At 62.9% G+C, this 25,578-nt stretch carries 23 protein-coding genes and 1 tRNA gene; 12 read left to right on the forward strand and 12 right to left on the reverse strand.

The window, feature by feature from the left end; translation table 11 throughout:
* Nucleotides 1–46 precede the first annotated feature (46 nt).
* The gene (gene queG, locus MAIT1_RS11145) at nucleotides 47–1,333 is read left to right on the forward strand and encodes a tRNA epoxyqueuosine(34) reductase QueG (protein ID WP_085442346.1); all 1,287 of its coding nucleotides are present in this window, start codon (nucleotides 47–49) and stop codon (nucleotides 1,331–1,333) included.
* A 14-nt stretch (nucleotides 1,334–1,347) separates the two neighbouring features.
* On the opposite strand, the gene MAIT1_RS11150 is transcribed toward queG, so the two are convergent.
* Both MAIT1_RS11150 and rpmB read right to left on the reverse strand, forming a co-directional pair.
* Nucleotides 1,348–1,890: a hypothetical protein gene (locus tag MAIT1_RS11150; RefSeq protein WP_085442347.1), complete on the reverse strand. Its 543-nt coding sequence runs from the start codon at nucleotides 1,888–1,890 to the stop codon at nucleotides 1,348–1,350.
* A 218-nt stretch (nucleotides 1,891–2,108) separates the two neighbouring features.
* Nucleotides 2,109–2,390 (reverse strand): 50S ribosomal protein L28, encoded by a 282-nt coding sequence (gene rpmB / locus MAIT1_RS11155; RefSeq protein WP_158089442.1) that lies wholly within the window; start codon nucleotides 2,388–2,390, stop codon nucleotides 2,109–2,111.
* A gap of 193 nt (nucleotides 2,391–2,583) precedes the next feature.
* Between rpmB and MAIT1_RS11160 the strand changes: the two genes are divergently transcribed.
* From MAIT1_RS11160 to MAIT1_RS11205, 10 genes are all read left to right on the forward strand, one after another.
* Nucleotides 2,584–2,793, forward strand: a complete 210-nt coding sequence (locus MAIT1_RS11160) for a DUF1858 domain-containing protein (RefSeq protein ID WP_085442349.1) — start codon at nucleotides 2,584–2,586, stop codon at nucleotides 2,791–2,793.
* 78 nt (nucleotides 2,794–2,871) lie between these two features.
* The gene (locus tag MAIT1_RS11165) at nucleotides 2,872–4,686 is read left to right on the forward strand and encodes a tetratricopeptide repeat protein (RefSeq protein ID WP_085442350.1); all 1,815 of its coding nucleotides are present in this window, start codon (nucleotides 2,872–2,874) and stop codon (nucleotides 4,684–4,686) included.
* Entirely contained in the window at nucleotides 4,683–5,504 is an 822-nt protein-coding gene (locus MAIT1_RS11170; RefSeq protein WP_085442351.1) for a hypothetical protein, read from the forward strand. The genes MAIT1_RS11165 and MAIT1_RS11170 overlap by 4 nt, the downstream gene beginning before the upstream one ends.
* A 4-nt stretch (nucleotides 5,505–5,508) precedes the next feature.
* Nucleotides 5,509–6,384, forward strand: a complete 876-nt coding sequence (locus MAIT1_RS11175; RefSeq protein WP_158089443.1) for a 4-(cytidine 5'-diphospho)-2-C-methyl-D-erythritol kinase — start codon at nucleotides 5,509–5,511, stop codon at nucleotides 6,382–6,384.
* 79 nt (nucleotides 6,385–6,463) lie between these two features.
* Nucleotides 6,464–6,539, forward strand: a tRNA-Gln gene (locus MAIT1_RS11180).
* A gap of 141 nt (nucleotides 6,540–6,680) precedes the next feature.
* A complete protein-coding gene (locus MAIT1_RS11185) occupies nucleotides 6,681–7,628 on the forward strand; it encodes a ribose-phosphate pyrophosphokinase (RefSeq protein WP_143814788.1) in 948 nt (315 codons plus the stop codon).
* Nucleotides 7,629–7,762: 134 nt separating this feature from the next.
* The gene (locus MAIT1_RS11190) at nucleotides 7,763–8,374 is read left to right on the forward strand and encodes a 50S ribosomal protein L25/general stress protein Ctc (protein WP_085442353.1); all 612 of its coding nucleotides are present in this window, start codon (nucleotides 7,763–7,765) and stop codon (nucleotides 8,372–8,374) included.
* Nucleotides 8,375–8,447: 73 nt separating this feature from the next.
* Nucleotides 8,448–9,116 (forward strand): aminoacyl-tRNA hydrolase, encoded by a 669-nt coding sequence (pth, locus tag MAIT1_RS11195; RefSeq protein ID WP_085442354.1) that lies wholly within the window; start codon nucleotides 8,448–8,450, stop codon nucleotides 9,114–9,116.
* Nucleotides 9,117–9,562: 446 nt separating this feature from the next.
* A complete protein-coding gene (ychF, locus tag MAIT1_RS11200; RefSeq protein WP_085442355.1) occupies nucleotides 9,563–10,672 on the forward strand; it encodes a redox-regulated ATPase YchF in 1,110 nt (369 codons plus the stop codon).
* A 42-nt stretch (nucleotides 10,673–10,714) separates the two neighbouring features.
* On the forward strand, nucleotides 10,715–11,614 hold the full coding sequence (locus MAIT1_RS11205; RefSeq protein WP_085442356.1) for a formylglycine-generating enzyme family protein: 900 nt from the start codon (nucleotides 10,715–10,717) through the stop codon (nucleotides 11,612–11,614).
* Here MAIT1_RS11205 and MAIT1_RS11210 read toward each other — a convergent pair.
* The 10 genes from MAIT1_RS11210 to lsrF form a co-directional block, all read right to left on the reverse strand.
* Nucleotides 11,606–12,715: a M20 family metallopeptidase gene (locus MAIT1_RS11210; protein WP_085442357.1), complete on the reverse strand. Its 1,110-nt coding sequence runs from the start codon at nucleotides 12,713–12,715 to the stop codon at nucleotides 11,606–11,608. The two genes, MAIT1_RS11205 and MAIT1_RS11210, sit on opposite strands and share 9 nt — an antisense overlap.
* A 427-nt stretch (nucleotides 12,716–13,142) precedes the next feature.
* Nucleotides 13,143–14,111 carry a succinylglutamate desuccinylase/aspartoacylase family protein gene (locus MAIT1_RS11215; protein ID WP_198947866.1) on the reverse strand — a complete coding sequence of 323 codons (969 nt, stop codon included), beginning with the start codon at nucleotides 14,109–14,111 and terminating at the stop codon, nucleotides 13,143–13,145.
* A 75-nt stretch (nucleotides 14,112–14,186) separates the two neighbouring features.
* On the reverse strand, nucleotides 14,187–15,119 hold the full coding sequence (rimK, locus tag MAIT1_RS11220; RefSeq protein WP_085442359.1) for a 30S ribosomal protein S6--L-glutamate ligase: 933 nt from the start codon (nucleotides 15,117–15,119) through the stop codon (nucleotides 14,187–14,189).
* A gap of 18 nt (nucleotides 15,120–15,137) precedes the next feature.
* Entirely contained in the window at nucleotides 15,138–15,605 is a 468-nt protein-coding gene (locus tag MAIT1_RS11225; RefSeq protein WP_085442360.1) for an ATP-dependent zinc protease family protein, read from the reverse strand.
* 225 nt (nucleotides 15,606–15,830) lie between these two features.
* Nucleotides 15,831–19,814, reverse strand: a complete 3,984-nt coding sequence (locus MAIT1_RS11230) for a helicase associated domain-containing protein (protein WP_085442361.1) — start codon at nucleotides 19,812–19,814, stop codon at nucleotides 15,831–15,833.
* Between the two features lie 65 nt (nucleotides 19,815–19,879).
* Nucleotides 19,880–20,500, reverse strand: coding sequence for a Uma2 family endonuclease (locus MAIT1_RS11235; RefSeq protein WP_085442362.1), 621 nt, complete (start codon nucleotides 20,498–20,500; stop codon nucleotides 19,880–19,882).
* A gap of 41 nt (nucleotides 20,501–20,541) precedes the next feature.
* Nucleotides 20,542–22,254 (reverse strand): bifunctional aldolase/short-chain dehydrogenase, encoded by a 1,713-nt coding sequence (locus MAIT1_RS11240; RefSeq protein WP_275531635.1) that lies wholly within the window; start codon nucleotides 22,252–22,254, stop codon nucleotides 20,542–20,544.
* Entirely contained in the window at nucleotides 22,179–22,619 is a 441-nt protein-coding gene (locus tag MAIT1_RS22470) for a class II aldolase/adducin family protein (RefSeq protein WP_275531630.1), read from the reverse strand. Before MAIT1_RS22470 ends, MAIT1_RS11240 begins: the two co-directional genes overlap by 76 nt.
* Before the next feature lie 61 nt (nucleotides 22,620–22,680).
* Nucleotides 22,681–23,403, reverse strand: a complete 723-nt coding sequence (locus MAIT1_RS11245; RefSeq protein ID WP_158089444.1) for a ribulose-phosphate 3-epimerase — start codon at nucleotides 23,401–23,403, stop codon at nucleotides 22,681–22,683.
* 19 nt (nucleotides 23,404–23,422) lie between these two features.
* Nucleotides 23,423–24,304, reverse strand: coding sequence for a 3-hydroxy-5-phosphonooxypentane-2,4-dione thiolase (gene lsrF, locus MAIT1_RS11250; protein WP_085442365.1), 882 nt, complete (start codon nucleotides 24,302–24,304; stop codon nucleotides 23,423–23,425).
* Nucleotides 24,305–24,593: 289 nt separating this feature from the next.
* Here lsrF and MAIT1_RS11255 point away from each other — a divergent pair, with 289 nt between their 5' ends.
* Nucleotides 24,594–25,361: a PHP domain-containing protein gene (locus tag MAIT1_RS11255; protein ID WP_085442366.1), complete on the forward strand. Its 768-nt coding sequence runs from the start codon at nucleotides 24,594–24,596 to the stop codon at nucleotides 25,359–25,361.
* Nucleotides 25,362–25,578 lie beyond the last annotated feature (217 nt).

The raw sequence follows: 25,578 nt of genomic DNA on the forward strand, positions 1-25,578 counted from the left end.
AGTTTGCATCCCAGTAAGCTGTTTGAAAGCACGTTACTATACCACAATGACCTCCAAATCCCAGCATTGGCCGGAATCGCCCACGCAATCCGACTGGCTCGCCCTCAAAGAGGCGCTGCGCTCCCAGGCGCTCGCCCTGGGGTTCGACGCCGTGGGCTTCGCGCCGCCGCAACCGGCTCCCACCGCGCATTATCTCGCTCCCTGGCTGGCCAGCGGCGCCCATGGCGATATGGCGTGGATGGCCAATCATGCCGAACGTCGCGCCGATCCGCGCCTGCTGATGGACAATCTCGGCGTGGTGATGGTGCTGGGGGTGAATTACAAACCTGACGGCGATCTCATGGAGGAGTTGTCTCATGGAGAAAATGCGTATATATCAGCTTACGCGCGAAATAATGATTACCACGATATCCTAAAAAAACGCACAAAGGCGTTGGCGCGCTGGCTTGCCGAGCGTTTGGGGCAACCAATGGATGGGCGCGTGTTCGTGGATACCGCGCCGGTGCTGGAGCGCCCGCTGGCGGCGCAGTCGGGCATCGGCTGGCAGGGAAAGAACACCATGTTGGCGTCGCGAAAATTTGGCTGCTGGCTGTTTCTGGCGGAGTACTTTATCGCTTTGCCATTGCCGCCGGACCAGGTAGAGGAGGACCATTGCGGGGAGTGTGATCGGTGTCAGCGGGCTTGTCCCACCGGCGCGCTGGATGATCCCTACCGCATGGATGCGCGCCAGTGCCTGGCCTATTGGAGCATTGAGAGCAGTGGCGTGATTCCACAAAAGTTTCGTCGCTTGATGGGTAACCGAATCTACGGTTGCGACGACTGTATCGTTGTCTGCCCATTCAATCGCTTCGCAGATATGACAAGGGAGAGCGATTTTGTTGCGCGGGACGCGCTGAAAGATAGAGAGATGATCTCATTAATGTTCGCGAGAGACGCAGATTTTCGCGAAGCATTGCGGAAAACGCCCATTAAGCGGTTGGGTTTCTCTAAATTTATACGCAATTTAGCCATTGGTCTGGGCAATTGGGGACGGGAGTCCGGCGAGCGCTCCGCCTTTGACCTGCTGCTGGCGCTACTGGATCATGAATCGCCCATGGCGCGGGCTCACGCCGCCTGGGGGGTGGGTGAGTGTGTCGCCTATGCCGAAGAGGGGATGGCCGCGCTGCGTCAGAAGCTGGCGCAGGAGCCTGATGCGCAGGCCCGTGAAGAGATGCGCTCGGCGCTCTATCTGCTGGCGGCGCGCAATGGCGCGCGGGCGTTGATGCAGTCAGAGCCGCTGGTGGAGGTGGAGCTGGGGCTGGATGGTGCGGCCCCGGATGGGGCGGCGCCGTAACGCAGGGGCGAGGGTCAGGCTTCGACGTCGACGTCTTCGTCAGGCATCTGGTTGTTGGCCATGGCGCTCATGAGAAAGTGTGTGGCGCGCGCCAGCGCCTTGCGACGCTGATTGTTGGTCATATGGTCACGGGCGTCCGGCGACGGGCGCGGGGCCGGTCCCTGCATGCCGCGCAAAGGATCATCGTTTTTCGCCAGTTGACCACGGAACTGCGCGTCGGCGGCGATTTCGTGCAGCGGCGGCTCGGTGCGCTCCTCGTTGGCGGGCTCCATCTCCTGGCGCAGACGTTTGACGCGCTGCTCCTGCTGCTCTTCGGTGGCGCCGGCGTAGACGCCCTCCACCGGCGTATGTCCCACGCGCGGGCGTCCGCCGCGACGCCGACCCTGGGGGCGCACGGTGCGCGGTTGGCGCCCGTTGCCGCTCTTCTCAACGTGGTGATTCTCCTCCACGTCGCCGTCGTCGGTTTCGATGTCGCGCAGGTCGCGATCCTTCGTCACATCTTTGGAGATGGTCGAAGCAACGCCAAACACCAGCACGTTCTGAATGGGGTTAATCATCCCAAAACACTCCTTCCCTGGGGTGCGTATCGGCTCGCCAAAAACAAACGATAAGTCTTTTTTGCAAAAGTCGGCGCGTGATCGACGCTTGTTGGGAAAGAGTCGTGCGGGAATAAAAAAACGCTCCAGCCGGGGGAAGTGGCTGGAGCGTTTTGCCTTCGCAGCCCTCTAAACACTTGTTAGAGGGGCGACGGAATGCCGTGGCGACGCGCGTATGATCAGGCGGCGCGGGCGGCGATCTGCTGACGCAGCTTCAACATGGTGGCCGACAGCGCTTCAGGCTTGGAGGCCAGCAGGTACTCGTCGAGGCCGCCGCGGCGGTCCACGGTGCGCATTTCCGACGTGCTCAGAGTTACGCGCACATGTTTGCCCAGCGCCATGCTGAAGAAGGCCTTCTGCTGGATGTTGGGCATCCAGGTGCGCTTCGTCTTGCGGTGCGAGTGGGATACTTTGAAACCGGTCTGCGGGGTCTTGTTCCCCAAGGTAAATTTCCTGGCCACGACGCCTCTCCTCAGAGTCTCCTTGAGACTTCTTTAATCTCGGTACACAATATCGGGCGTAAACAGCCCACGGAAAGCCGGGCATTATAGGGACTCCCTTGCAACTTGGCAAGCCCCTATCGAAACTACAGGTCAACTTGCGCCGTTTTTCGTCAGCGCCGTTTTGTCGCAGCAACTGGGGAGAGTCGAACTAATGATGGTGATTGATCGCAATCGCAACATGAAGGAGTTGCTGGCGGAGTACCCGGAGCTGTGTGTGGCTCTGGAGCGGCGCGGCATCGAGTGCGCCAGCTGTCTGGCCGCCCAGGTGGACACGCTCAGCGATGTGGGGCGTATGTATAAGCTTGACTTGGACGCGCTTCTTGCCGAAGTAGAGGAGAGCGTCCGCAATCAAGCGGAGTGAGTGGTCGGTTCGCCGCCGTCCTGAATCAGGAGACGGGGCGGGGCGTCGATCAGTGAAGAGAGTGCGGTCAAAGTGAGTATGATGAAATCGCTGGGAGTGATGGTTGCGGTCGGCGTGGCGGGCTTGTGGTCCATGGCTGCGGTGGGGGGGTGCGCCAATGTCGCCCCCTCCCAGGTGGCGCAAAACGACGTCAAAGCCTCTGCGCAATCCAAGAGCGATGTGCCCCTGACGCTGGCCTCGGCATCGCAGATCGGTCCCGCCAAGGGGGATCAGGCGCGCTTGACGCGGATTCGTGAGTCCCTGGCCAATCGGCAGGCGGCCTACTACTACGTCATCGGCCAATTGCTGCTGCGCGAGCGCGCGTGGGCCGAAGCCGAAGAGGCGCTTTCCCGCGCCGCCGAGGCCGACCCTTCGGCGGCGGAGGTGCATCTGCTGGTGGCCAAGTTGGCGACTCAGCGCGGCAATCTGAAAAAAGCCGAAAAACACGCCCGCGCGGTGGTGGCGCAGAGCCCGGATCATGCCGACGCGCGCCTGCTGCTGGCGGGTATTCTCAACGCCACCAAGCAGTATGAAGCGGCGGCCAAGGAGTACAACGCCCTGTTGGAGATTGAGCCGGGCCACGTGCAGGCGCGGCTGATGCTGGCGCAGCTCTACGGCAAGCTCAAGCGCGCCGATGAGGCGCGTCTGGCGCTGGCGCCGCTGTTTCTGGATGAGGAGACCGCCTGGGGCGCGCATCTGGCGCTGGGGCGCGCCTATGTGAATCAGGGCGATGCGGAAAAGGCGGTGGGACCGTTCCAGAAGGCGGTGGAGCTGGGCGAAGGGCAGATCGAGCCGGTGATGGCGCTGGGCGCGGTGTATCAGGATTTGGGTCGCGGCCCGGATGCCGAGAAGCTCTATCGCGCCTTCCTCAAGGAGCACCCCAATAATCGCGTAATCCATAATTCACTGGGCCGACTGCTGCTCAATCGCGACGACCGCAACGCCGCCCTCACCGAGTTTCGCGAACTGACCCGCTTGCAGCCCAACAGCGTGCAGGCGCGCTTGACCACTGCGTTTATTCTGCTCAGTCAGGGCAAGTATCAGGAGGCGCTCTCGGATCTGCGTCTGGCCGAGGCGATGCAGCCCGACAGCGCCAGTATTCGCTACTATCTGGGGCAGGCGCTGGAGTATCTGGAGAGCCTCGACGAGGCCGCCGCCGAATACGCCAAAATCAGTCAGGGACAGCCCTTCTATCCGGAGGCGCGCATCCGCTTGGCCTATATGCTCTCCGACCAGGAGAAGCATGAAGAGGCGCTGGCCGCCATCACCGCGCTCAATAAGCTCTACCCCAAGCGCCTGGACGGTCTGCTTGCGCTCAACTATCTGCAACTGCAGGCCAAGCGCTACGATGCGGTGCTGCAGAGCTCCGCCGAGGGGTTGTCGGTCAAGCCCGAAGAGGGGCGCTTTCTGTTCAACCGCGCCATGGCCTATGACAAGCTGGGCAAATGGGCCGAGGCGGAGAGCGATCTGCAAGCCTATATCAAACTTTCGCCCGACGACGCCCACGCCCTCAACTATCTGGGCTACACCTGGGCCGAACGCGGCGAGCGTCTGGGCGAAGCCCATGATATGCTCAAACGCGCCGCCGCCCTGGCGCCCGGCGATGGCTACATCACCGACTCCCTGGGTTGGGTGCTGTATCGTATGAACCGCTATGAGGAGTCGTTGCACCTGTTGCGCGAGGCGGTGCGCTTGGAGCCGCAGGATCCGGCCATCGTCGAGCATCTGGGCGATGTGCTGATGGCGCTCAATCGGCGCAAGGAGGCGGTGGGAGCCTGGCGTCGCGCGCTGGAACTGGATGAGGATAACGCGGCGCTGCGCGACAAACTCAAACAGCATGGATCGGCCCAATGAGTGGTGAAAAGCGGATTGTGCGCATGCCCCGCGCAGCGCGTTTGGCGCTGGCGCTGATGGTTCTGCTGGGGCTGGCCGCGTGTGCGCCGGTGGCCAGCATCAACGACTCTTTCCGCGCTGCCAAACCGGGCGCTTCGCCCGATCAGTTGTTGGAGCAGGCGCGCGCTTGGCAGGTCAATCGCGACCGCGAACTGCCCGAATATTGGATTCTCAAGGGCGTGCTGGATATCGACCACCCGGAGAATGGTCGCCGCAACAGCGTCATGTTGCACGGCCACAGCTCCGAGCGGCTGCGCATGATCGTCTACGGACCATTCCGACAGGTGGCGCTGGAGGTGTGGCTGGGCGATCAGTGGGTGGATCGGGTGGATGCGGGCAACGCCACCGTCACTTCGGTCCCCGCCGACGCCTTTGGCCTGGCCTATCTGACGGGGCTGGAGCTGCACCCCCGGGTGCTGATCAACATCCTGCTGGGGGTGGTGGATCTGCGCGACCCGGTGCAGGTGCAGCAGCAACCGGGCGGCCTGTTCCTCAAGACCGCCGCCGGCGAGATGCTGCTGGTCACTCCCGAGACCGGGCGCCCGCTGCGACGCCAGGGCGAGGCGCGCCCCGGCATGCAGTACCACGCCTACTACGAATGGGGTTCCGAGCGCGGCATTCTGCCGGAACGCATCGTGGTCAAGCTGGGCGAAAAGACCACACTGACCCTGATTCCCAAATCGTGGAACCCCCACGCCGATGATCTGCCCGCCGACTGGCGCGCCGCCTACGGCAAAAAGGCCAAGTTCAACCACGTCATGCCGCTGCGTCGGCGTTGAGCGTATGAGCGACGCGGCTGCGCACATCTATTCGGCCCCGGCCAAGATCAACCTGGCGCTGCGGGTGTTGGGGCGTCGCGCCGACGGCTATCATCTGCTCGATACGGTGATGGTCTTCGTCGATCTGTGCGATACGTTGCATATCACCCCCACCTATGGCCCCATCGTGGTGAGCTGCGATCCGCCGGTGACCGGGCGCCCCGAGGAGAATCTGGTGTATCAGGCCGCCGCCGCGCTGGCCGCGCGGGCGGGACGCTCGGTGGGCGCCGAGATCCACATCGAGAAACGCATCCCCAGCGCCGCCGGGATGGGCGGCGGCTCGTCGGATTGCGGTGTGACCTTGCGCGCGCTGAACGATCTGTGGGGGCTGGGGCTCTCCATCCAGGAGCTGATCGATATCGGCGTCACCCTGGGCGCTGATGTGCCGCTGTTCGTGCTGGGCCAAGCGGCGCTGGCGGGGGGCATCGGCGAGGAGCTGCAGCCGCTGCCGCATCTGCCGCTGGTTCACCTGGTGTTGGTCAATCCCGGCTTCCCCCTCTCCACTGGCGAAGTGTTCAAAATCCACGGCGGGCATGCGCCGGAAACAGCGGCGGCGTTGGCGATTCCCGATGCCCGGCGCGGGGAATCGGCGCTGGGGCTGCTGGAGAACCATCTGGAGCCTGCGGCGCTGCAACTGGCCCCGCAATTGACCGAGATGCGCGCGGCGCTGTTGCAAGCGGGGGCGCAGGGGGCGTTGATGTCTGGCAGTGGGGCCACCTTCTTTGGGGTGTTCGCCGACGCTGACGCCGCGCAGCGCGCCGCTGAGGCGATTGCAGCGCGTCATCCGCAGTGGTGGGTGCGCGCCACAACGAGCATGAACGCCATTAAGAAAGAAAAATGACGCTGTGTGAAAGTTCTGGGTTGACCTGAAAACGGGACTATGGCATTTTTCGGGGCTCAGTGAAACGGGATATCATTATTGGGCCGTCGCCAAGTTGGTAAGGCACCGGATTTTGATTCCGGCATTCCCAGGTTCGAGTCCTGGCGGCCCAGCCATTTTGCCAATACTAAGGGAGTGTCTGCCCCATAAAGGCGACGCTCTCTTTGTTTTTTGGGCGCCGACATCCCGACCAAGCGCGCCCGATGTCGATGGCCGCTCTCCGGCGGCGTCGACGGCTGCCACGCGGTGATCGCCCCATGACTCTGCATCAGAAAATGCGCCTCTTCTCCGGCACGGCCAACCCCGAACTGTCTGAACGCATCGCCGACTATCTCTCGGTTACTCTGGGAGATATCACCGTGCGACGCTTCTCCGACGGCGAGATCTTCGTGCAGATCAACGAAAACGTGCGTGGCCGCGACGTTTTCATCATCCAGCCCACCTCCGCCCCCACCAACGCAAATCTCATGGAGTTGTTGATCATGGCCGACGCCTTCCGGCGCGCCTCGGCGGGACGGATTACGGCGGTGATCCCCTATTTCGGCTACGCCCGACAGGATCGCAAGGAGCAGGGCCGCACCCCCATCACCGCCAAACTGGTGGCGGATCTGCTGGAGGCCAGCGGCATCCAGCGGGTGCTGACCATGGATCTGCACGCCGGTCAGATTCAGGGCTTCTTCAATATTCCGGTGGATAACCTCTACGCCTCGCCGGTGCTGCTCGAAGCGGTGCGCAAGAAGAAGCTGGATAACACCATTGTGGTCTCGCCCGACGTCGGCGGGGTGGTGCGCGCGCGCGGTTTCGCCAAGCGTCTGAATGTGGACTTGGCGATCATCGACAAGCGCCGCCCGGAGCCCAACAAGGCGGAGATTCACCACATCATCGGCGACATCAAAGGCAAGGATTGTCTCATCGTCGACGATATGGTGGACACCGCAGGCACCATGTGCGCGGCGGCCAATGCGTTGATGGAGCAGGGCGCCAATTCGGTGCATGCGGCGGTGACCCATGGCGTGCTGTCGGGCCCGGCCATCGATCGCATCGAGGATTCGCAGTTCGACTCGCTGGTGGTGGCCGACACCATCCGCCTGTCTGAGCGCGCCTCCGCCAGCAACAAGATCGAACAGCACACCGTGGCCAATCTGCTCGGCGAGGCGATCCGTCGCATCTCTGACGCCGAATCGGTCAGCTCGCTGTTCGTGTAACGCCTACGGCGTTTATTAGTCGCATAAATTGGTCTTTTCCGGCGCGCGCGCCTGGGAGATCGGCACCCCTGGAGGCCGCTCCCGCACCCGGCGTTCGCGTCTTATCTTTCACGCCATTGCAATGGAGAACTATCATGGCGACTTTTGAAGCGCAGTTGCGTACGGGAACCGGCAAGGGGGTGGCCCGTAAGATGCGCGTGACCGGCGAAATCCCTGGTGTGGTGTATGGCGCGGGTCAGGAGAACAAGAATCTGATCCTCAACCGTAAAGACTTCACCATGACGCTGATCGGCGAGGGGGAAAACCTGCTGACCCACATCCACGATCTGGTGATCGACGGCGCCTCCGAGAAGGTGCTGGTGCGTGGTCTGCAAAAGCACCCTGTTACCGATGCCTGGGAGCATGTGGACTTCCTGCGCTTCAACGCCACTAAGCGCATCTTCGTGAAGGTGCCGGTGCACATCGTCGACGAAGAGGGCGCGCCGGGTCTCAAGCGCGGCGGTATCGTACAGACCGTGCGCCACGAGCTGGAAGTGCAGTGTCCCGCTGGCAGCATCCCCGAGAGCATCGACGTCTCCGTGGGCGCGCTGGATATCGGCGAATCGGTGCACATCAACGACATCACCCTGCCTGAGGGCGTCAAGGTGTTCACCACCGCCAACTTCACCATCGCCGCCATGGTCGGCGTGAAGGGTGAAGAGGCCGCCGCCGATGAGGGCGAGGACGAAGGCGAAGCCGCCGAGTAAGAGGTGCGGACGGGGGACGCTTTGCGCGTCCCCCGTTTTGTTTTTTGAATTTTATCTCAAGAGGTTTGTTGTCATGGCCGTTCTGCTGGTGGGGCTGGGCAATCCCGGCGCCCAATACGCCAACACCCGCCACAATTTGGGGTGGGACGCAGTGCAGGCCATGGCCCGAGACCACCACCTGAGCGGCCCGTCGCAGCGCTTCAAAGGGCTGTTTGGCGATGGCTCCATCAGCGGGGAGCGGGTCTACTGGCTGTTGCCGGAGACCTATATGAATCTCTCCGGTGAGTCGGTGGGCGAGGCGGCGCGGTTTTATAAAATTGAGCCTGAGCAGGTGATCGTATTCCATGACGACATGGATCTGCCGCTGGGCAAAGTGAAGATGAAAGTGGGCGGCGGCAACGGCGGCCACAATGGACTCAAATCCATTCAGCAGCATTTGGGCACGGCGGATTTCACCCGCATTCGCTTAGGTATTGGGCGTCCGCCGGAGCGCTGGGATCCTAAGCGCTTTGTGCTGGCTCCGTTCACTAGCGACGAACGCAAGATTAGCGAGCCGCTGCTGGAGGCGCTGAGCTTCGATGCTTTGCCGCCGTTGCTGGCGGGTGATCTGCCTGGGGCGATGAATCGATTAAGCCTGAAGCTGAATCCGAAACCGGAGCGGGGCGAGTCGAAAAAAGAGAAGCGCGAAAAGCGCTTGGCGGCGGAAAAGGCCGCCCAGGAGAGTGCGGACGGCGCGTCGTAACGTCGCGTTCAAGAGTGTCCCAGGCGGCCAATGAGCCGCCTGTTTTGCGTTTCAGCCCAACGATGAACGCGCAGAAAGAGACGCCAGCACAGTGTGCCAAGCACTGCGCAGGAGCGTGTGGTCCAAGAGGTCCAGGAGGCTGGCCTCCTGGCGGCCATAGGCGAAGCCATCTGTATAAATCGGCGGAGCCCTCATGGGGTCTGGGGCAAAGCCCCAGTATCCTATCTGGCAGAGCAGTCATTCTGTGTGCGGCACAACGATGAGCGCGCAGGAGAAGACGCCAGCACAGTGTGACAAGCACTGCGCAGGAGCGTGTGGTCCAAGAGGTCCAGGAGGTTGGCCTCCTGGCGGGTTGAGGGCGGCGCCCTCATGGGGTCTGGGGCGAAGCCCCAGTCTCTTCAATCATCCATCAAAGATTTGAGAATCAGCCTGAAGGAAGAGACGCCATGGCGCTCAAATGCGGCATTGTCGGCCTGCCCAATGTGGGCAAATCCACCACCTTTAACGCGCTCACCGCCGCCGGTGCGGAGATGGCGAACTACCCGTTCTGCACCATCGAGCCCAATCAGGGGGTGGTGATGGTGCCGGATCCGCGCCTGGATGCGTTGGCCAAGATCGTCAATCCCAAGCAGACGCTGCCCACCACCATGGAGTTTCTCGACATCGCCGGATTGGTGAAGGGCGCCAGCAAGGGCGAGGGGTTGGGTAACCAGTTCCTGGGCCACATCCGACAGGTGGACGCGGTGACCCACGTGGTGCGCTGCTTTGAGGATGACGACATCACCCACGTGCATGGGACCATCGATCCGCTGGCCGATATCGAGGTGATCGACACTGAGCTGATTCTGGCGGACATGGTCAGTGTGGAGAAGCGACTGGCGGGGGTGGCCAAGAAGGCCAAGAGCGGTGAGAAGGACGCCAAGTTCCTCGCGGGCATCTACGAGCGCGCCATTGAGGGGTTCAACAACGGCGTGCCGCTGCGCTCCCAGGAGTTCACCAAAGAGGAGCAGGAGGGGCTGGCGGATCTGTTCCTGATCACCGCCAAGCCGGTGCTGTATGTGTGCAACGTGGCCGAAGATGCGGTGGCCGATGCGCAGATTCCCGGTCAGCACCCGCTGGTGGACAAAGTGCGCGAACATGCGGCCCAGGAGGGCGCCGAGGTGGTGGCGCTGTGTGGGGCCATCGAATCGGAGATCGCTGAGTTGGAGGGCGAGGAGAAGGCCGCCTTCCTGGAGGATCTGGGGTTGGAGGAGCCGGGTTTGAACCGTCTGATTCGCGCCGCCTACAAGCTTTTGGGTCTGATCACCTACTTCACCGCCGGGGTCAAAGAGGTGCGCGCCTGGACCGTGCACGACGGCGACAACGCCTGCCAGGCTGCCGGTGTGATCCATACCGACTTCATGAAGGGCTTCATCCGCGCCGAGGTGATCGGTTACGACGACTTCATCGCCTGTAATGGCGAATCCGGGGCCAAAGAGGCGGGCAAGCTACGCCTGGAGGGCAAGGAGTATCGCGTCATCGACGGTGACGTAATGCACTTCCGCTTCAACGTATAGTCTGCGAGGTCCATGCAGCCAACGGCATCATAGGAGCTTGTGATGAATGCCGATGATCCCAATCCAGACAAGCCCAACTGGATTGGGATCATTGTCGCCGCTGTGTTTACCATCCCCGCGCAGGCGCTGTTGGCGTTTCTGCTCATCACGGTTGAATTTCGCGACAAAAAGCCACCCATTCCCAGAGTGGCGCTCTCCACGCCCAATGCCGAACTTCTCCTGCACTACCCGCCCGAAGTACCGCTGGCGTGGGATTTCGTTACGGTTCCCGGCGGCTGTTTTACTCAAGGTCTAGACACCATCGCCGTCATCAGCGCCAAGCCGGCCCATGAGGTGTGCGTCTCTGCGTTTCGTATGAGTCGCTATGAGGTGACGCGGCATCAATGGTTCGCCGTGATGGGGCGGGAGCATCCCGAGCAGGCGCTGGCCGCTCCCAACCATCCGGCGGCTTCTGTCAGCTGGCTGGAAGCATATAAATTCATTCAGAAACTCAATAAGATGACAGGATGGTCGGCGCGCTTCCCCACCGAGTCGGAGTGGGAGTACGCTTGTCGCTCCGGTGGTCGGGATGAACGCTACTGTGGCGGCGACGAGGCGGATACGGTCGCTTGGTCTATCGGCGAATCCCACGGAATCGTGCAGCGGGTTGGCGGCAAAAAGCCGAACGCTCTGGGGCTGTTCGACATGAGTGGCAACGTCGCTGAGTGGGTGTGGGATCGGTTTGCGCCGCACTATTACGCAGTCAGTCCACGAGACAACCCGCAGGGACCACACTATGGCGACTCTGGCGTTGTTGGTAACGAGCGGGTGATTCGCGGCGCCTCAGCGGGCGACCCGAGAACCCAAATGCATGCCAATACCCGCTGGCATCAACCGGCAGGGTATATCCCGCGTCGGACCGGTTTGCGCATCGTGCGTCCGGTGGAGGAAGAGTCAGAATAGCCGCCCTTGGTGGGTTTGGTGATGCGCCAGAATGCGCGTGAGCAGATCGATTCGCGGGGCAAAGCTGGCGGTCAGGGCGCGTTCGTTGGCGGTATGGTCATCAAAACCGATAGGGCCGAAGCCATCCAAGGTCGGCGTCCCGGCGCCATGCACATGGTTGGCGTCACTGGTTCCGCCACGCGCCTCGGTGGACAGTGGCTCCGGGGCAAGACGCTGAATAGACTCCAGCAAGCGCGCCTGGTCGGCATTGGGCTCCATCACCTCCCGCAGCACGCCGCCGCTGGGGTGAATGGCGCAGCCGTTGATGCGGGGCGCGGCGATTAACTGCTCCAGCGCGCTCACCACGCGGTTGCGCTCGGCCACTGTGCGAAAGCGCGCCTCCACCAGCATCTCGGCGGCGGGGGCGATGGTGTTGACGCCGATGCCGCCGGAGAGTTTGCCCACATTGACCGTAGTTCCCTGTTCAGGCCGCGCCAACGCCATCAACGCAATAGTCAGATGCGCCGCTTCCAACACCGCGCTGGCGCCTTTGTCCCAGTCATTGCCCGCGTGGGCGGCGACGCCTTGGATCTCCAGCGTCCACGCCGCCACCCCTTTGCGCGCGGTGACCAATTCAAAATTCTCTCCGGCGCACTCCAGGGTCAGACAGGCGGCATAGTCATGGGCCAGAGCGGTGGTGACAGGGCGCGAATCCTCGCTGTTGATCTCCTCATCGGCGGTGAGAAACAGATCGACGCCAAACAGGCCGCCGCACTGGGCGTGGACCTGTTTTAATGCTTGGATGGCCACCACCAGGCCGCCTTTCATATCGCACACGCCGGGGCCGCGCAGCCAGGGGCCATCCTCGGCAAACTCCTCGAAGGTTCCTGGTGCGAACACGGTGTCCAGATGCCCCAACAGGAGGATCTTCTGGCCGGGACCGGACGGGGCCCGCAGCAGCAGGTGGTCGCCCAGATGTTGGCGCGGGAAGCGTTGTTCGATGTAGCCGAGAGGAGCGAGCTGTTCACGAATGCGTTCGCCCACACGATTCACCCCTGTGGGGTTATGGCTGTGGGAGTTGATTAGCACCAGTTCACGCAGCAGAGTAAGCCAGGATTTCATAATGTAAGGCTCTATAGTCGCCGCAAAATAGAAAGTGACAGTTGAAGGGAGAAGATATTGAGGGCTGCGCCCTCAAACTCCCCTCAGATCAACAACCAAACCGTGATTCGGGCCATCCATGGCCCTCACCCTTCAGGCTCGCTGCGCGAGTCCGATTCGGCAATCCTGCCGAATCGTGGGGCGCTGCCCCACACCCCGCTTAAGGGTCACAGACCCTTAAGAATCCCGCCTCCGGCCAGCCGGAGGCCAAGAGTCAGCGCTCGCTCAAACAGCGTCATGCAAACATTTGGCGCTCTGTACAATTTTGGATTGCGTTGACTCTTTGCGCCGAATCCAGCAGCTTCCGCACGAGACACAAAGCAGGCTCGGAGTCAGGCCAACTTGGTCGCCGAGAGCACCTTGCTGACGGGGGGAAGGGGGCGCCTAGTTAAAGGATTTCGTCCTCATCGAACAGCGGGTCGCTGCTGATTTCACTCTCCAAATTCTCCACCGCGCCCTCTGCGGCCACGGGGCGCGCAATCTCGGCTACGTGGAACAGCGCATCGCCCTGGTTGATCACTGGCAACTCACTGCGGCCAATGATAATTCCAGCCTGAGGGCTAATCACCTCCCACTCGGAGTCGCCCAGAGGATCGGATATAATTCCCAGCAGTTGGCCCGCCTCAATGACCTCGCCGCGGGTGCGGTACGCCCGCAGCAGTCCCGCCGATGGCGCGCGCACCCAGATGCTCTTGTGAGAAACCAGGGGGGGCGTGCGCTTGGGCGCGCTTTTCTGTTGCGGCAGCATGCCCAGATGGCGCATGACGCCGAGGACGCCGCGCAGACCGACCCGTACGCTGAATTCATCAAAACGCAGCGCTTCGCCCGCCTCATAGAGCAGAACCTTCACCCCCTTCTCCTGGGCGGCCTCGCGCATGGAGCCTTTGCGCAATTTGGCCTGCATGATCAGAGGCGGAGAGAACGCTTTGGCCAATTCGATCAACTCCGGGTCGCCCTCGGCCATGCGGATTTGCGGCAGGTTGGAGCGATGAATCGCAGCGGAGTGCAGGTCGATGCCATAGTCGCAGCGGGTAATCACCTCATTGAGGAGGAGGTGGGCCATCTGCCCGGCCAAGGATCCTGTGGGGCTGCCGGGGAAGCTGCGGTTGAGATCGCGACGGTCGGGCAGATAGCGGTTCTGACTGATGAAGCCGAAGATATTCACAATGGGCACGCAGAGCAGCGTGCCGCGCAGACGTTTGAGCCCTTTTAAGCGCAGCACACGGCGAATCACCTCGACGCCGATGATCTCATTGCCATGCACGGCGGCGGTGAGAAACATGGCCGGGCCCGGCGTGCGGCCATGGGCCACATGCACCGGCAATGTGGCGCGGGTATGGTCGGAGAAGGCCCCCATTGGCAACTCAACGGTTTGCGATGTTCCAGGCGCAATGTCAAGTCCGTTGATGTGGAACGGAGGGGCGGCCATGGGTTAGCCTTTGCCTTTGGTGCGTGTGGCCGAGCGCTTGGCGGTGCTCTTGTCTTCGCTGGTAATTACCTTCTTTTCGAGAAATTCTATGATTTTGCCAGCGACATCAATATTGGTCGCCTTCTCCACGCCTTCCAGGCCGGGTGAGGAGTTGACCTCCATCACCACCGGACCGTGATTGGAGCGCAGCATATCCACGCCACAGACATTGAGTCCCATGCACTTGGCGGCGCGAATGGCGGTGCTGCGCTCTTCGGGGGTGATCTTGATGGGCAGGGCGCTGCCGCCGCGATGCAGATTGGAGCGGAACTCCCCCTCTGCGCCGGTGCGTTTCATGGCGGCGACCACTTTGCCGTCGATCACCAGCGCGCGGATGTCGGTGGAGCCGGCCTCCTTGATGAACTCCTGCACCATGATGTTGACGTTGGCGCCGCGGAACGCCTCAATCACCGATTTGGCGGACTTATGGGTCTCGCCCAGCACCACGCCAATGCCTTGGGTGCCCTCCAGGAGCTTGATTACCACCGGCGCGCCGCCCACGCTTGCGATGATCTCTTCGGTCATTTTGCTGTCGTGGGCGAATGCGGTCACCGGCAGGCCGATGCCATCGCGCGCCATCAGTTGCAGCGAGCGCAGTTTGTCGCGCGAGCGGCCGATGGAGACCGATTCATTCAATGGGTACACGCCCATCATTTCGAATTGGCGCAAAATGGCGGATCCATAGAAGGTGATGGAGGCGCCAATGCGGGGAATAACGGCGTCATACCCGGTTAGCGCACGTTCGCCAAAGTAGACGGTGGGGCGGTGGGAGGTGATATTGACGAAGCAGCGCAGCGTGTTGACCACATCGATGGTGTGGCCACGGGCCTCGGCGGCTTCCACCAGACGCTCGTGGCTGTAGAGGCTGGGATTGCGGGCGAGCATGATGATTTTCATAACGACGGCTCCTGGGCGTCAATGAGAGGCGGGTGGTACGCTGACCAGATAGGATCGGCCGCAATGAATTAAAAAGCGTTTGCGCAGGGCGGTGCGCCCCAGCAGCAGGCGGAAGCCCATCTCATCCCGGTTGGCCAGGGTGATCTCCACCGGCCAGCTGTCGCCGCCGAGGGAGAGGGTGGATTCGATGACGTAGCGCATCTCCTGTTTGCCATTGGAGCTGCGCACCTTGCGACGGTCGATCACCTGCGCCAGACAGGCGTGGGCATGGTGGCGATTATTCTGGAAGGGGTGGATATCAAAACTGACCCAAGGCGCGCCATCGATGAGCATTTCACGAATGTGAAACGCATGCAGGGAGGAGGTGCGCGCGCCGGAGTCGATTTTGGCTTTCATCTGCAGCCCGCCGAACTCAGGCAGAGTGACCCACTCCCGCCAACCGATAATGAGCCGTTTGCTATACTTTTTCTTTTTGCCTGAGGCCATGGGTTCCCTCGTTTTCACACCGTACAGCCGCTTGAAGCAGAGAGGGAGACTCCCAGGGGATGCGTCTCAATTTGCGCGTCGTCGTGGCGCCTCGGCGCGCTTGACTCACTCTGGCATCCCAGAAACCCCCTGAAAAAACGGTCTCATGTTGCACGCTTGAATACAAGAGAGGAAATTGACGCAGAGCGGGTGGATGAGGGGCCGGTGTGGGCGCAGAGGCGACGTTTACGCGCCCGGATCCTGCCAATTGAAGCCCATGTTTTGCAACCGCTGCGCCCGTTGCGGCTCCATACGGCCCTGGGCGAAGGTCTGGCGCTGGAACTGCACCCACAAGCCCAACTGCGGGTTCTCCGGCCAGTTCACCGGCACGTTGCAGTGGCCGAAGCGGAACTGGAACTGGGCCAGGTGGAAGAACCACTCTTCGGCCTGGGCGGCTTGGGGGTCGAACTCAAAGCCGATGGCGGCCAATCGCTCGCGGTTGGCTGGGGCGAGGAGATTCTTGGCCGCGGCGTTGCGCTGAATCTGCACCCAGCGGGCCAGTTCGGCGTCTTCGCCCCAGTTATTGGGCACGATGCAGTGTCCGAAGCGGGCGCGGAACCGCTCCAAATCGGCGAAGCGCTCCTCCCACACCACCTGCATGGGATCCCACACAAAGCCCATGGCGTGCAGACGTTTGCCGCGATCTTCCCCGAGGGAGCCGTTGCGATGGCTCTTGCGCTGGGCTTCCACCCACCAACCCAGTTCGCCGTGGTCGGGATCCTCCTCGGAGACGTTGCAGTGGCCATGGCGCAGTTTGTACTCAGCCAGTTGCAGGAACATCTCCTCCCAGTAGACCGCCTGGGCGTCCCACAGGAAGCCGATGGCCGTGAGCGCGTCAAAGTGCTCCTGAGGCAGCGCCTCGCGCTTGTGCAGACGGCGTTGGCCGGCGACCCACTTGGCCAGTTCCGGGTCTTCGGCCCAGTCGGTGGGGACGTGACAGTGCTGATGGGTGGCCTGGAAGCGGCGCAGCGACTCGAACTGGCGGCGCCACTCGGCCTCTTTGGCGTCCCAAATGATCCCCAGGGCGCCCAGGGCGGCGGCGCGCTCCTCGGCCAGTTTGCCGCGGGCAAAGAGTTTGCGTTGGGCGTCAAGCCACTGCGCCAGTTCCGCCTGTGCGGGGTCGCTCGCGTCGGGCAGCAGCGCGCCAGTGGCGTTGACCAGAGCCTGAGCGGCGGCGTACTGGGCGCGCCACGCGCTCTGTTCGGGGTCCCAATCGAAACAGAGCAGATCCAGTTGCTGTTTGCGCGCCTCGGGGAGTTTGCCGCGATTGTGCAGTTTGCGCTGCTCTTCGGCCCACTGCGCCAGTTGCGGCTGTTGCTCCGGGTCGGGCTCGGCGGCGCGGGTGAGGGCGGCGTTTTTGGCCAGCGCTTCGAACATGCCCTGCCAGGCGGTCTCTTCGGGATCCCAGTCCAGGCACAGCAGATCCAGTTGCGCCTTGCGCTGCGGGGCCAGTTTGTCGCGGTCATGCAGTTTGCGCTGCGCGTCCACCCACTGCGCCAATTGCGGCTGGCGCTGTGGGTCGGGTTCGGTGGCGCGGGTCAGCGCGGCGTTGCGCGCCAGGGCGTCGAACATCTTCTGCCAGGCGTGCTCCTCGGGATCCCAAATGAAGCCGATGGCGTCCAGGCGCGCAATCTGCTCCGGGTTGAGCTTGCCACGGGCGAAGTCGCGGCGCTGCTGGGTGATCCAGGCGAACAGGTCGGCGTTCTGATGCGGCGAAATGGGGGGCTCTTCGGCGCCGAACTGGGCGTGAATCCGCCCCAGTTGATCACAACTGGCGTTCCAGTAGGCGGCCTTCAGATCCCATACAAAGTCGATGGCGTCCAGCGCTTGCCGATGCGTCTCGGGCAGCTTGTCCAGCATGCCGGCGCGGCGCTGGGCGCGCACCCAGGCGGGCAGATCGGGATTTTGCGGCCACTCATCGGGCGTTTCATCATGGCCAAATTGCGTTTTGAACGCCTGCAACTGGGCGTAGTGCGCCCACCATTGCGTTTCGGCGGGGTCCCAATCGAAGCCCAGGGCGTCCAGGGCGCGCAGGCGCTCCGGCGGCAGCACGCCATTGTCGTGGGCCTTGCGCTGTTTCTTCACCCACGCCGCCAGTTCCGGCGCCGGTTCCCAGTCGTCGGGCGGGTCCCAACTGCCGCTGTGTTTGCGGTAGGCCGCCAGCAGGCCGAACAGGCGATCCCACTCGCCGCCCAACAGATCCATCAGCATTTTGCCGATGCGTTGGCGGATGGGGGCGTCCTCCTGGGCGATGACGGTCAGTTCGATGACCCGCCACAGCGGCGCGCAATCCAATGGCTTGTCAGAAACGGCGGGGCGCAAGCCCTGGCGCAGGCGAATCTCGCGCAGGGCGGCGTCCACCTCCGGCAGTAGGCCGCGCAGGGATTGAATCATCTCCGCCAGCTCCATCAGCCCCAGCGGTTCGCCTGCAGGCAGGCCGTCGGGGCCAAAACCTTCATGGAACAGCAGGGGAATCACCACTTGCGGCGACGGGTCCAGCGGGTGTGGGGCCATCAGCGGTCCCAGCGCGTGACGCATATCCAGCTTACCGCGACAGTCGGGCAGAATCAGCGCCGCATCCATGGGCGGGGTGGGCTCGCCCTTAAGCGGCGCGCGGGCGCCCGCCATCAGCGCCGGGGCGAAGCGGTGAAACGCTTGCCAGCTCTCTTCGCGCTTTGCCGCAGGCCAACGCCCTTGCACAACATGGATGGCGAAGCCGTCGCGCTGACTCTGCGGGTTGCCGTCGGCGTCGCTGAAGAACGCCTGCGCCTGATTGGGCGCCGGGTGATAGCTGATCGTCCGCTGCGGCGCGGCGCGTTTGAGCAGATGCGCCGCGGCGCGCCACAACCCCTGACGAATGCGCTGGTCAGGATCTTGATCCGGCTGTCGCGCAGGCGCCACCAGCACCGCAACGCAGATGCGCGGTTTGCGCGCCAGTTTGGCGGCCACGGCGTCCTTGATCTCCATCAGGGGCCGCACCGGGCCGAAGCGCTCCGGCTCCTCGGTGATGTCATACACCGGCTTGGGGTCGCCAAACGGGTCGTGGCGGGCGATGTCGCTGAGGGTGGGCGATTGGGTCAGATGAATGGTGCGGCGGGGGCGCCACAGCTCGTCATCCCGCAGCGCTTGCAGCCACTCGCCGCGTTTGCCCGCAGCTTTGTGCGCCTCCAGCACGATGGCGCGATCAATGCGGCTTGCGCCCAATAGGGGTAGCAGCGCAGGCAGGGCGCTGTGGGCGGCGAGCAGCACTTTGACGCCGTGGAAACGCCACTGGGTAAAGTGGGCGATCTCTTCGCCATCCCCTGTGGTGGGATAGGGCAGCTCCCAGGGGCGGAGTTGGGGGTGATCCGACGCCGGTTTGGGGCTCTGTTGGTCATCGAACAGCAGGCAGCCGAAGGCGGCGCTGCTGGCGTGACGACTCCAGTGCTCCAGCGCGCTGGCCAGACGCCCCACCGAAGGCGCGGCGAGCAGCACGGTGGATTGCGCCCCCGCGCCTTCGATCAGCGTCGGCAACAGCAGCGTTTCGCAGGCGCCCGGCGGCAGGGTGAGGGTGAACTGCTCGCACGGCGGCAGGCTCTCGCCCACCGCGCGCCACGCCGCCGACAGCGCTGCAGGCGGCTGATAGCGCATGGGCGGCGGCGGCGCGCCGGTGAGAATCCAGGCGCGCAGGGCGTTGAAATCGGCTTCTGTCAGCGCATCGAATTGCGCCGCGCGCAGGCCGCACGCCGGGGCGAACTCGCCCAGTTTGTTGGGCGTTGGCGCATTGCTGATGAGCAGCGGGCGCAGGCCGCCGGGCAGGGGCGCGTCGAAGCGTCCCGCCAGCATCTTCGGCGTCAGGGCTTTGCGCTCCGGCTGAAACAGAACTTGAACGCCAAACGCGCCGTGGGCCACGGTCTCCAGGATGCCGTCACAGGGGAGCGGGTCGCGCGGATCCAGCCCGTAACGGCGCGCCACGTGTTCCGGTAGATTGGCGGCGGGATAATAGTGCTTGAAGAAGGTCAGGCGGCGGGTGGCCCACCACCCTTGCGCCATCAGCGCCAGCAACTCATCCCGGTCGCGTTGGTCTTCGATGGCCGCAAGGCGCTGTTCGAACTGGGAAAAGCTTCCCAGTTTGTGGAGGAGCCCCTGGTCAAGATAGGGGCGTAGGCGTTGTGGGATGTCCGGTCCCATAGAGGCGCGATTCCTTCAGCGCGATTGATCACGGCGTCATGGCGCGTACGCTGCGCCCAAATGGTCTATTCTTGTTCTTGCTCGCTCTGTTCGGCGTCCTGCTGCGCTTTGAGATAGGCGTCAACATCGGCGTTTTGCACCCGCGCATAGATCTCCTCCACCGGGACCGACACCCCCAGGGAGGGAAACTCGACCGCGTCGCCCAGGAAGAAGTGCTCCGAGCGCCAGCCGTTGCTGCGCCGCATCACCTCCACATCCACGCAATCCTGCTCAATGAGCAGATACGCTTGCAGCGAGGGAATCTGCGTGTATTCACGCAGTTTGCTGGTTTGGTCTACTTTTCGGGTGGCGCTGGAGAGCACCTCCACGATGATCACCGGCGCCTGGCGGTAGAGATCGCTCTGTGTGTCGTCCTCACACACCACCATCACATCCGGGTAGCGAAAACTCCCCTCTGCGGTGCGCAGCTTCATATCAGACTGGAAAACCATACAGTCCTGATCTTTCAGCCGCGCGCGCAACTCACCGGATACATTACCGGCAATGAGCACGTGGTTCACTTTGCCGCCCACCATGGCGTAGACCTCGCCGGCGACATACTCATGCCGAATGTCACTCACCTGCTCGCCTTCCAGGTACTCCGATTCGCTGATCAGCGCGTGTTCTCTTCGCTTTGTCACAGCCATCGGAAGCCTCCTTTAAGCGGTGAGCGCTTGGCCTTGAGCCATCAACGCGGCGTGGCGTCGGGCAGGCCGCCATCCACCGGAATCGTCGCCCCCGTGGTGGGCGACTGACGGGTGGCGAAGTAATACACCCCATGGGCCACATGGTCCGCCGTCACCCGCGCTTTGAGCAGGTTGCGATTGCGGTAATACTCCTCCAACCCATCCTCGGTCAAGCCGCGCGCTTTCATGCGATCCGGCCCCACCTCCTGCCACAGACCCGATTTGCGCGCGCCATCGGAGAACACCGCGTCGGGCGCCACCATATTCACCCGCACGTCCATGCCCGCCATCTCCACCACCGCAATGCGCGCCAACTGGTGCGAAGCGGCCTTGGTGGCGCTGTAGGCGCCAAACCCGGCGCCCGGCGCAAACACGTTCTTGGTGGAGATCAGCACCACGTCGCCGCCGGTGTTCTGCTGCTCGAACAGTTTGGCCGAGGCGGTGAGCAGATTCAGCGTGCCCTCCACATTGACCTTCTCCAATAACTGAAAGCGCGCCAGATCCATCTCCTTGAGGGTGGAGACGTGGGCCAGACCGGCGTTGATGATCACCAGATCGATGCCGCCCCAGGCGTCGATAATCTGACCGTACGCCTCGGCGATGCCCTCGGGGCTGGTCACGTCCAGTGGCACGCCCAGCGCGCGGGCGCCGAAGCGTCCGGCCAATTCGGCGGTGAGGGAGTCCAGTCCGTCGCCTGGCAGATCGGTGGCGGCCACATGGCAGCCCTGCTCCAGCAGATAGCGGCAAATGCCCGCGCCAATGGCCCCCGCTGCGCCGGTGATCACCGCCACATGGCGACGTAACGGCGATTCGCTCTGTTTGCGCAGCTTGGCCAGTTGCAGCGGGAAGTACTCCATGTCGAAGCACTGCTCGGCGCTCAGACCTTCGTACTCAGCCGGTTCGCCGATGGTCGCCTTCACCGCCAGAGTCTGCGCGGTGATGTCGCGGGCGATGTCCGCCGCCGGGGCGTCGGGGCCCACGCACACGGCGCCGATGCTGGGGCAGAGGATGACGCGGGGCAGAGGGTCGAAGCGCGGCGTATCGGCGGCGGTGCGGCCCCAGTTGGCGTCGCAATAGTCGCCATAGGCGGCGATGTAGTTGTCCAGCGCCGCATCCAGTTGATCCGGCGTATCCACCCACAGCGGCAGCATTTTGGTGCGGATCAAGTGATCCGAGGTCAGCGGCGGGGTGACCAGCAGTTCGCGGGCGACCGGGCTGTTGAGCAGCGCCAGGGTGGCGTCGTCGATGATCGGGCGCAGAATCGCCCGCTTCCAGGCGATGTCGTCACGGCCCGACGGCGTCGCCAGTTTGCCGCGCAGGGTCGGGGCCCAGGCGCGGTAGGCGGCTTGCGCCTGTTCGACGCTGGGGGCGGCGCCTGTCGGCGTTGCCGGGCGCGTGCGCTCAAGATACCCTTCGGCCAGATTGACGAACTCGATGTGGGTGTTGTAGGCGGCCTTGGCGCTGGGGCCCCAAGTGATCAAACCATGGCGCAGCAGCACCATGCCGCGCGCGGTGGAGTGCTCGACGAAGGCCTCGGCGGCGGCCTTGGAGAGCGCAAAACCTGGATGCACGTAAGGCAGAATGATCACATCGTCGCCCAGGGCTTTGCGGATCTGCTCTTCGCCGTCGGGGCGGTTGCTCAACGCCAGAATCGCATCGGCGTGGCTGTGGAACAGGCACGGTTGCGGAATGAAGGCGTGTAGCAGGGTCTCGATGGAGGGGCGGGGGCGTTGGCGTCCAGCAGTTTGCTGCGCAGAAAATCCGCCATGGCGCCGTCGTCCAGCGCGTCCAGTTGAATCAACTCGCGCAGCGGGGCCAGCTCCAGCGGTGACATTTGCGCCGGCGCGATGGTGGCCAGATCGCAGCCGGAGCCTTTGACAAACAGTGTTTGCACGCTGCGTCCCAACAGGTCGTCGCGCTTGCCTTTCACGGAGGTGTTGCCGCCGCCATGCAGCACCAGCTGCGGGTCTGCGCCCAGCAGGCGGCTGCCGTAAACGCACAGGGCCAGGGACTCCCCATAGGTCGCGCCATACTCGGTGACAACCTGAGCGGCGTCGGTCTCGTTCCAAAGATTCTTCATACGGGAGGGTCCTGGCAAAAAAGTCAATCAATCAATCAAGAAAGATAGGCATGGAAAACGCTTACGCGCGGGCCAAGCCTTTGAGCATGGTTTGCGCGGTCTGCTGTGGAGCGCCGCCTTTGAACAGGGCGCTGCCGCTGACCACCAGGTCCGGCTGCATGGCGGCAAAGGCGTCAATGTTCTCCACCTTGACCCCGCCATCCACGCACAGCAGCGTTTCATGGTCGGCGCTGTTGAGCAGCTGTCGCGCTGCGCGGGCGCGTTCGGCGATCATCTCCAACGGCGGCTGTTTGGCTCCGGCGCGGGGGTCCACCGCCAGCAACACCAGCATCTGGCACTGGTCCAGATGCTTCTCCAGCGCGGTGAGCGGCGTCTCCGGGAACAGCGCCAGGCCGCACATCACGCCGCGCTGCGAATCGTTGGCGTTTTGCGCGCCGTGGATGAAATCCAGCGCCGAGCCCAGGTCGCCATTCATCTCTGCATGCAGGGTAATGACGTCGGCGCCTGCGGCGACATACTCTGGCAGGCGGGTGAGGGGGTCGCGGATCATCAGGTGGACGTCCTTGACCATATTTTCGTGACGGATCCCTTTGACCCACGGCGGACCGCCGGTCATCTGCGGGGTGAAGCAGCCATCCATCACATCAAAGTGCAAAGCCGCTACGCCCGCCGCCGACAGTTCCGACGTCGCCTCCGCCAAATGCATGAAATCGGCGGAGACGATGCCGGCGCTGATATTGGGCGCCGCCTGCTTCAATTGAGAAAAGGCCCAGTTGTTGTGCATGACGGCGCTCCGTCTGGGGTTAGCCTTGCGCTTTGAGGTCTTTGTACAGCTCGTAGGCGTGCTTGGCGGACATGTTCTCATGCACCACCTTGTTGACCGCCTGGATCATCGCTTTGGGGGCTTCGGACTGGAAGATGTTGCGGCCCATGTCCACCCCCGAGGCGCCCTGTTTGATCGCTTTGGCGGCCATGGCCAAGGCGTCTTTTTCCGGCTGCTTCTTGCCGCCGGCGATGACGATGGGCACCGGGCAGGAGGCGGTCACCGACTCGAAGTCCTTCTCAACGAAGTAGGTCTTCACATAGGCGGCGCCCAGCTCGGCGATGATGCGGGTGGCCAGACGCATGTATTGCGCATCGCGGGTCAGCTCTTTGCCCACTGCGGTCACGCCCAGCACCGGCATGCCGTAGCGCATGCCTTCGTCGATCAGACGGGTCAGGTTGTGGATCGACTGGCTCTCGAACTCGCCGCCGATGAACACCTGCACCGCCATGGCCGAGCAGTTCATGCGCAGCGCGTCTTCCACATTCACGGCGATCTGCTCGTTGGAGAGCTCCTTGAGGATGCTGGGGCCGCCGCTGGCGCGCATCACCACGCCTTTACTATAAGTCGAAGGGGTCATGCTGCGCAGCACGCCGCGGGTGCACATCAGCGTGTCGGAGTAGGGCAGCAGCGGAACGATCGTCTGGTCGATGCGCTCCAAACCGGTGGTGGGACCCATGAAGTAGCCGTGGTCCACCGCCAGCATCACCGTGCGGCCGGTCTCCGGGCGGAAAATGTTGGAGAGGCGATTCTGCATGCCCCAATCCAGCGCGCCACACCCTTTCAGGCCGAACGTGGGATTGGTTTGGGGACGATCCAGATAGTACTCCTTACTCGCCTGGATGCCATCGGTATCCGCCATGGGGGGGTCTCCTTGAAAATGATGACGCGGGATGCGGCGAGCGGCGCCGGATTGGCGGTTATCTCGCACGATTCAGTTTTTTCATTCGCTGCGCATCCTAGCAAAGCGCGGCAGCGCGCACAATCGTTGGAGCGTCCTGAAACCGTTGTCGGGCCGGTAGCATCAGGGCGCCAATTGGGTGATTTTTCCATTTTCAACTTCAGATTATTCGGGGCGTGTTCTATGATGGGGTCGAAAAACTCACTGTAATGAGAATTATTCCGAAAAATATCCAGTATCGAGTCAGTCTATGAAAAGCACCCATAAATGGCGTTTTCCCACGGTTGAAGAGCTGTTAAGTCATGGCGTTCCCGACTGGGAGTGCCATGTCCACTCTGACTACTCCGATGGCAAGAGCGACTTGACGGCGATTGTTGAGCGCGCGCTGCAAATTGGCTTAACCCACGTGGCGGTGACCGAGCACACCGAGACCGATCTGACCGCTGGGCCCGGTTGGTTTGCGCGCTATTGTGACGAGATGTCGCATCTGAAGAGGGTCTGCGCCGGGCGTCTGCAGCTGGGCGTTGGCGTGGAGGTCCCGGCGGCCGACTATGATGGCGGCCTGGATTGGGGCGAGTCGCAGCCTGAGGCGTGTGACTTCATTCTTGGCGCGGTGCATGTGTTCCCTGATGTGGGCTGGCTGTATGACATGGGGCTGGAGCTGGACCCGTATCGCGTGATTGAACTGGAGTATCGCGCTTTGATGGGGCTGGCGCGCAACCCGCAACTGGACGCCATCGCCCATCCGGGCGGATTGAGCAATCGCTATCGCAAACCGTTCCCGGACGCGTTGCTCGACGAAGTGATCGCCGAGGCGGCCCGGCATGAGATCGCGCTGGAGTGGAATCCCGCCTACCACGACGACGCCGAGCGCTTTTTGCTGATGTGCGCCAAGCATGATGCGCGTGTGGCGCCGGGCTCCAACGCCCATGCGCCCAAAGGCATGGGCGGCGCCCGCGCAGGCTTGCGTCAAGCCCGCGAAGCGCTGTTGGCCAGTGTGGATTCGCCTCTGCGCTAAGGGCTCTTCCTCCATTGGCCGCCCGCGCGTTTGGAATCTCTCAACCAAAAAAGCGCGCGCGTCGTCGTCGGTCGTTCGTTCGTTCGTTCGTTCGTTCGTCGTGTCGTCGTACGTACGTACGTACGTACGTACGTACGTACGTACGTTACGTACGTACGTACGTACGTACGTACTAACTACGTAACGTTACGTACGTACGTACGTACGTACGTACGTA

The organism is Magnetofaba australis IT-1 (assembly GCF_002109495.1).
Taxonomy (GTDB): Bacteria; Pseudomonadota; Magnetococcia; order Magnetococcales; family Magnetococcaceae; genus Magnetofaba; species Magnetofaba australis.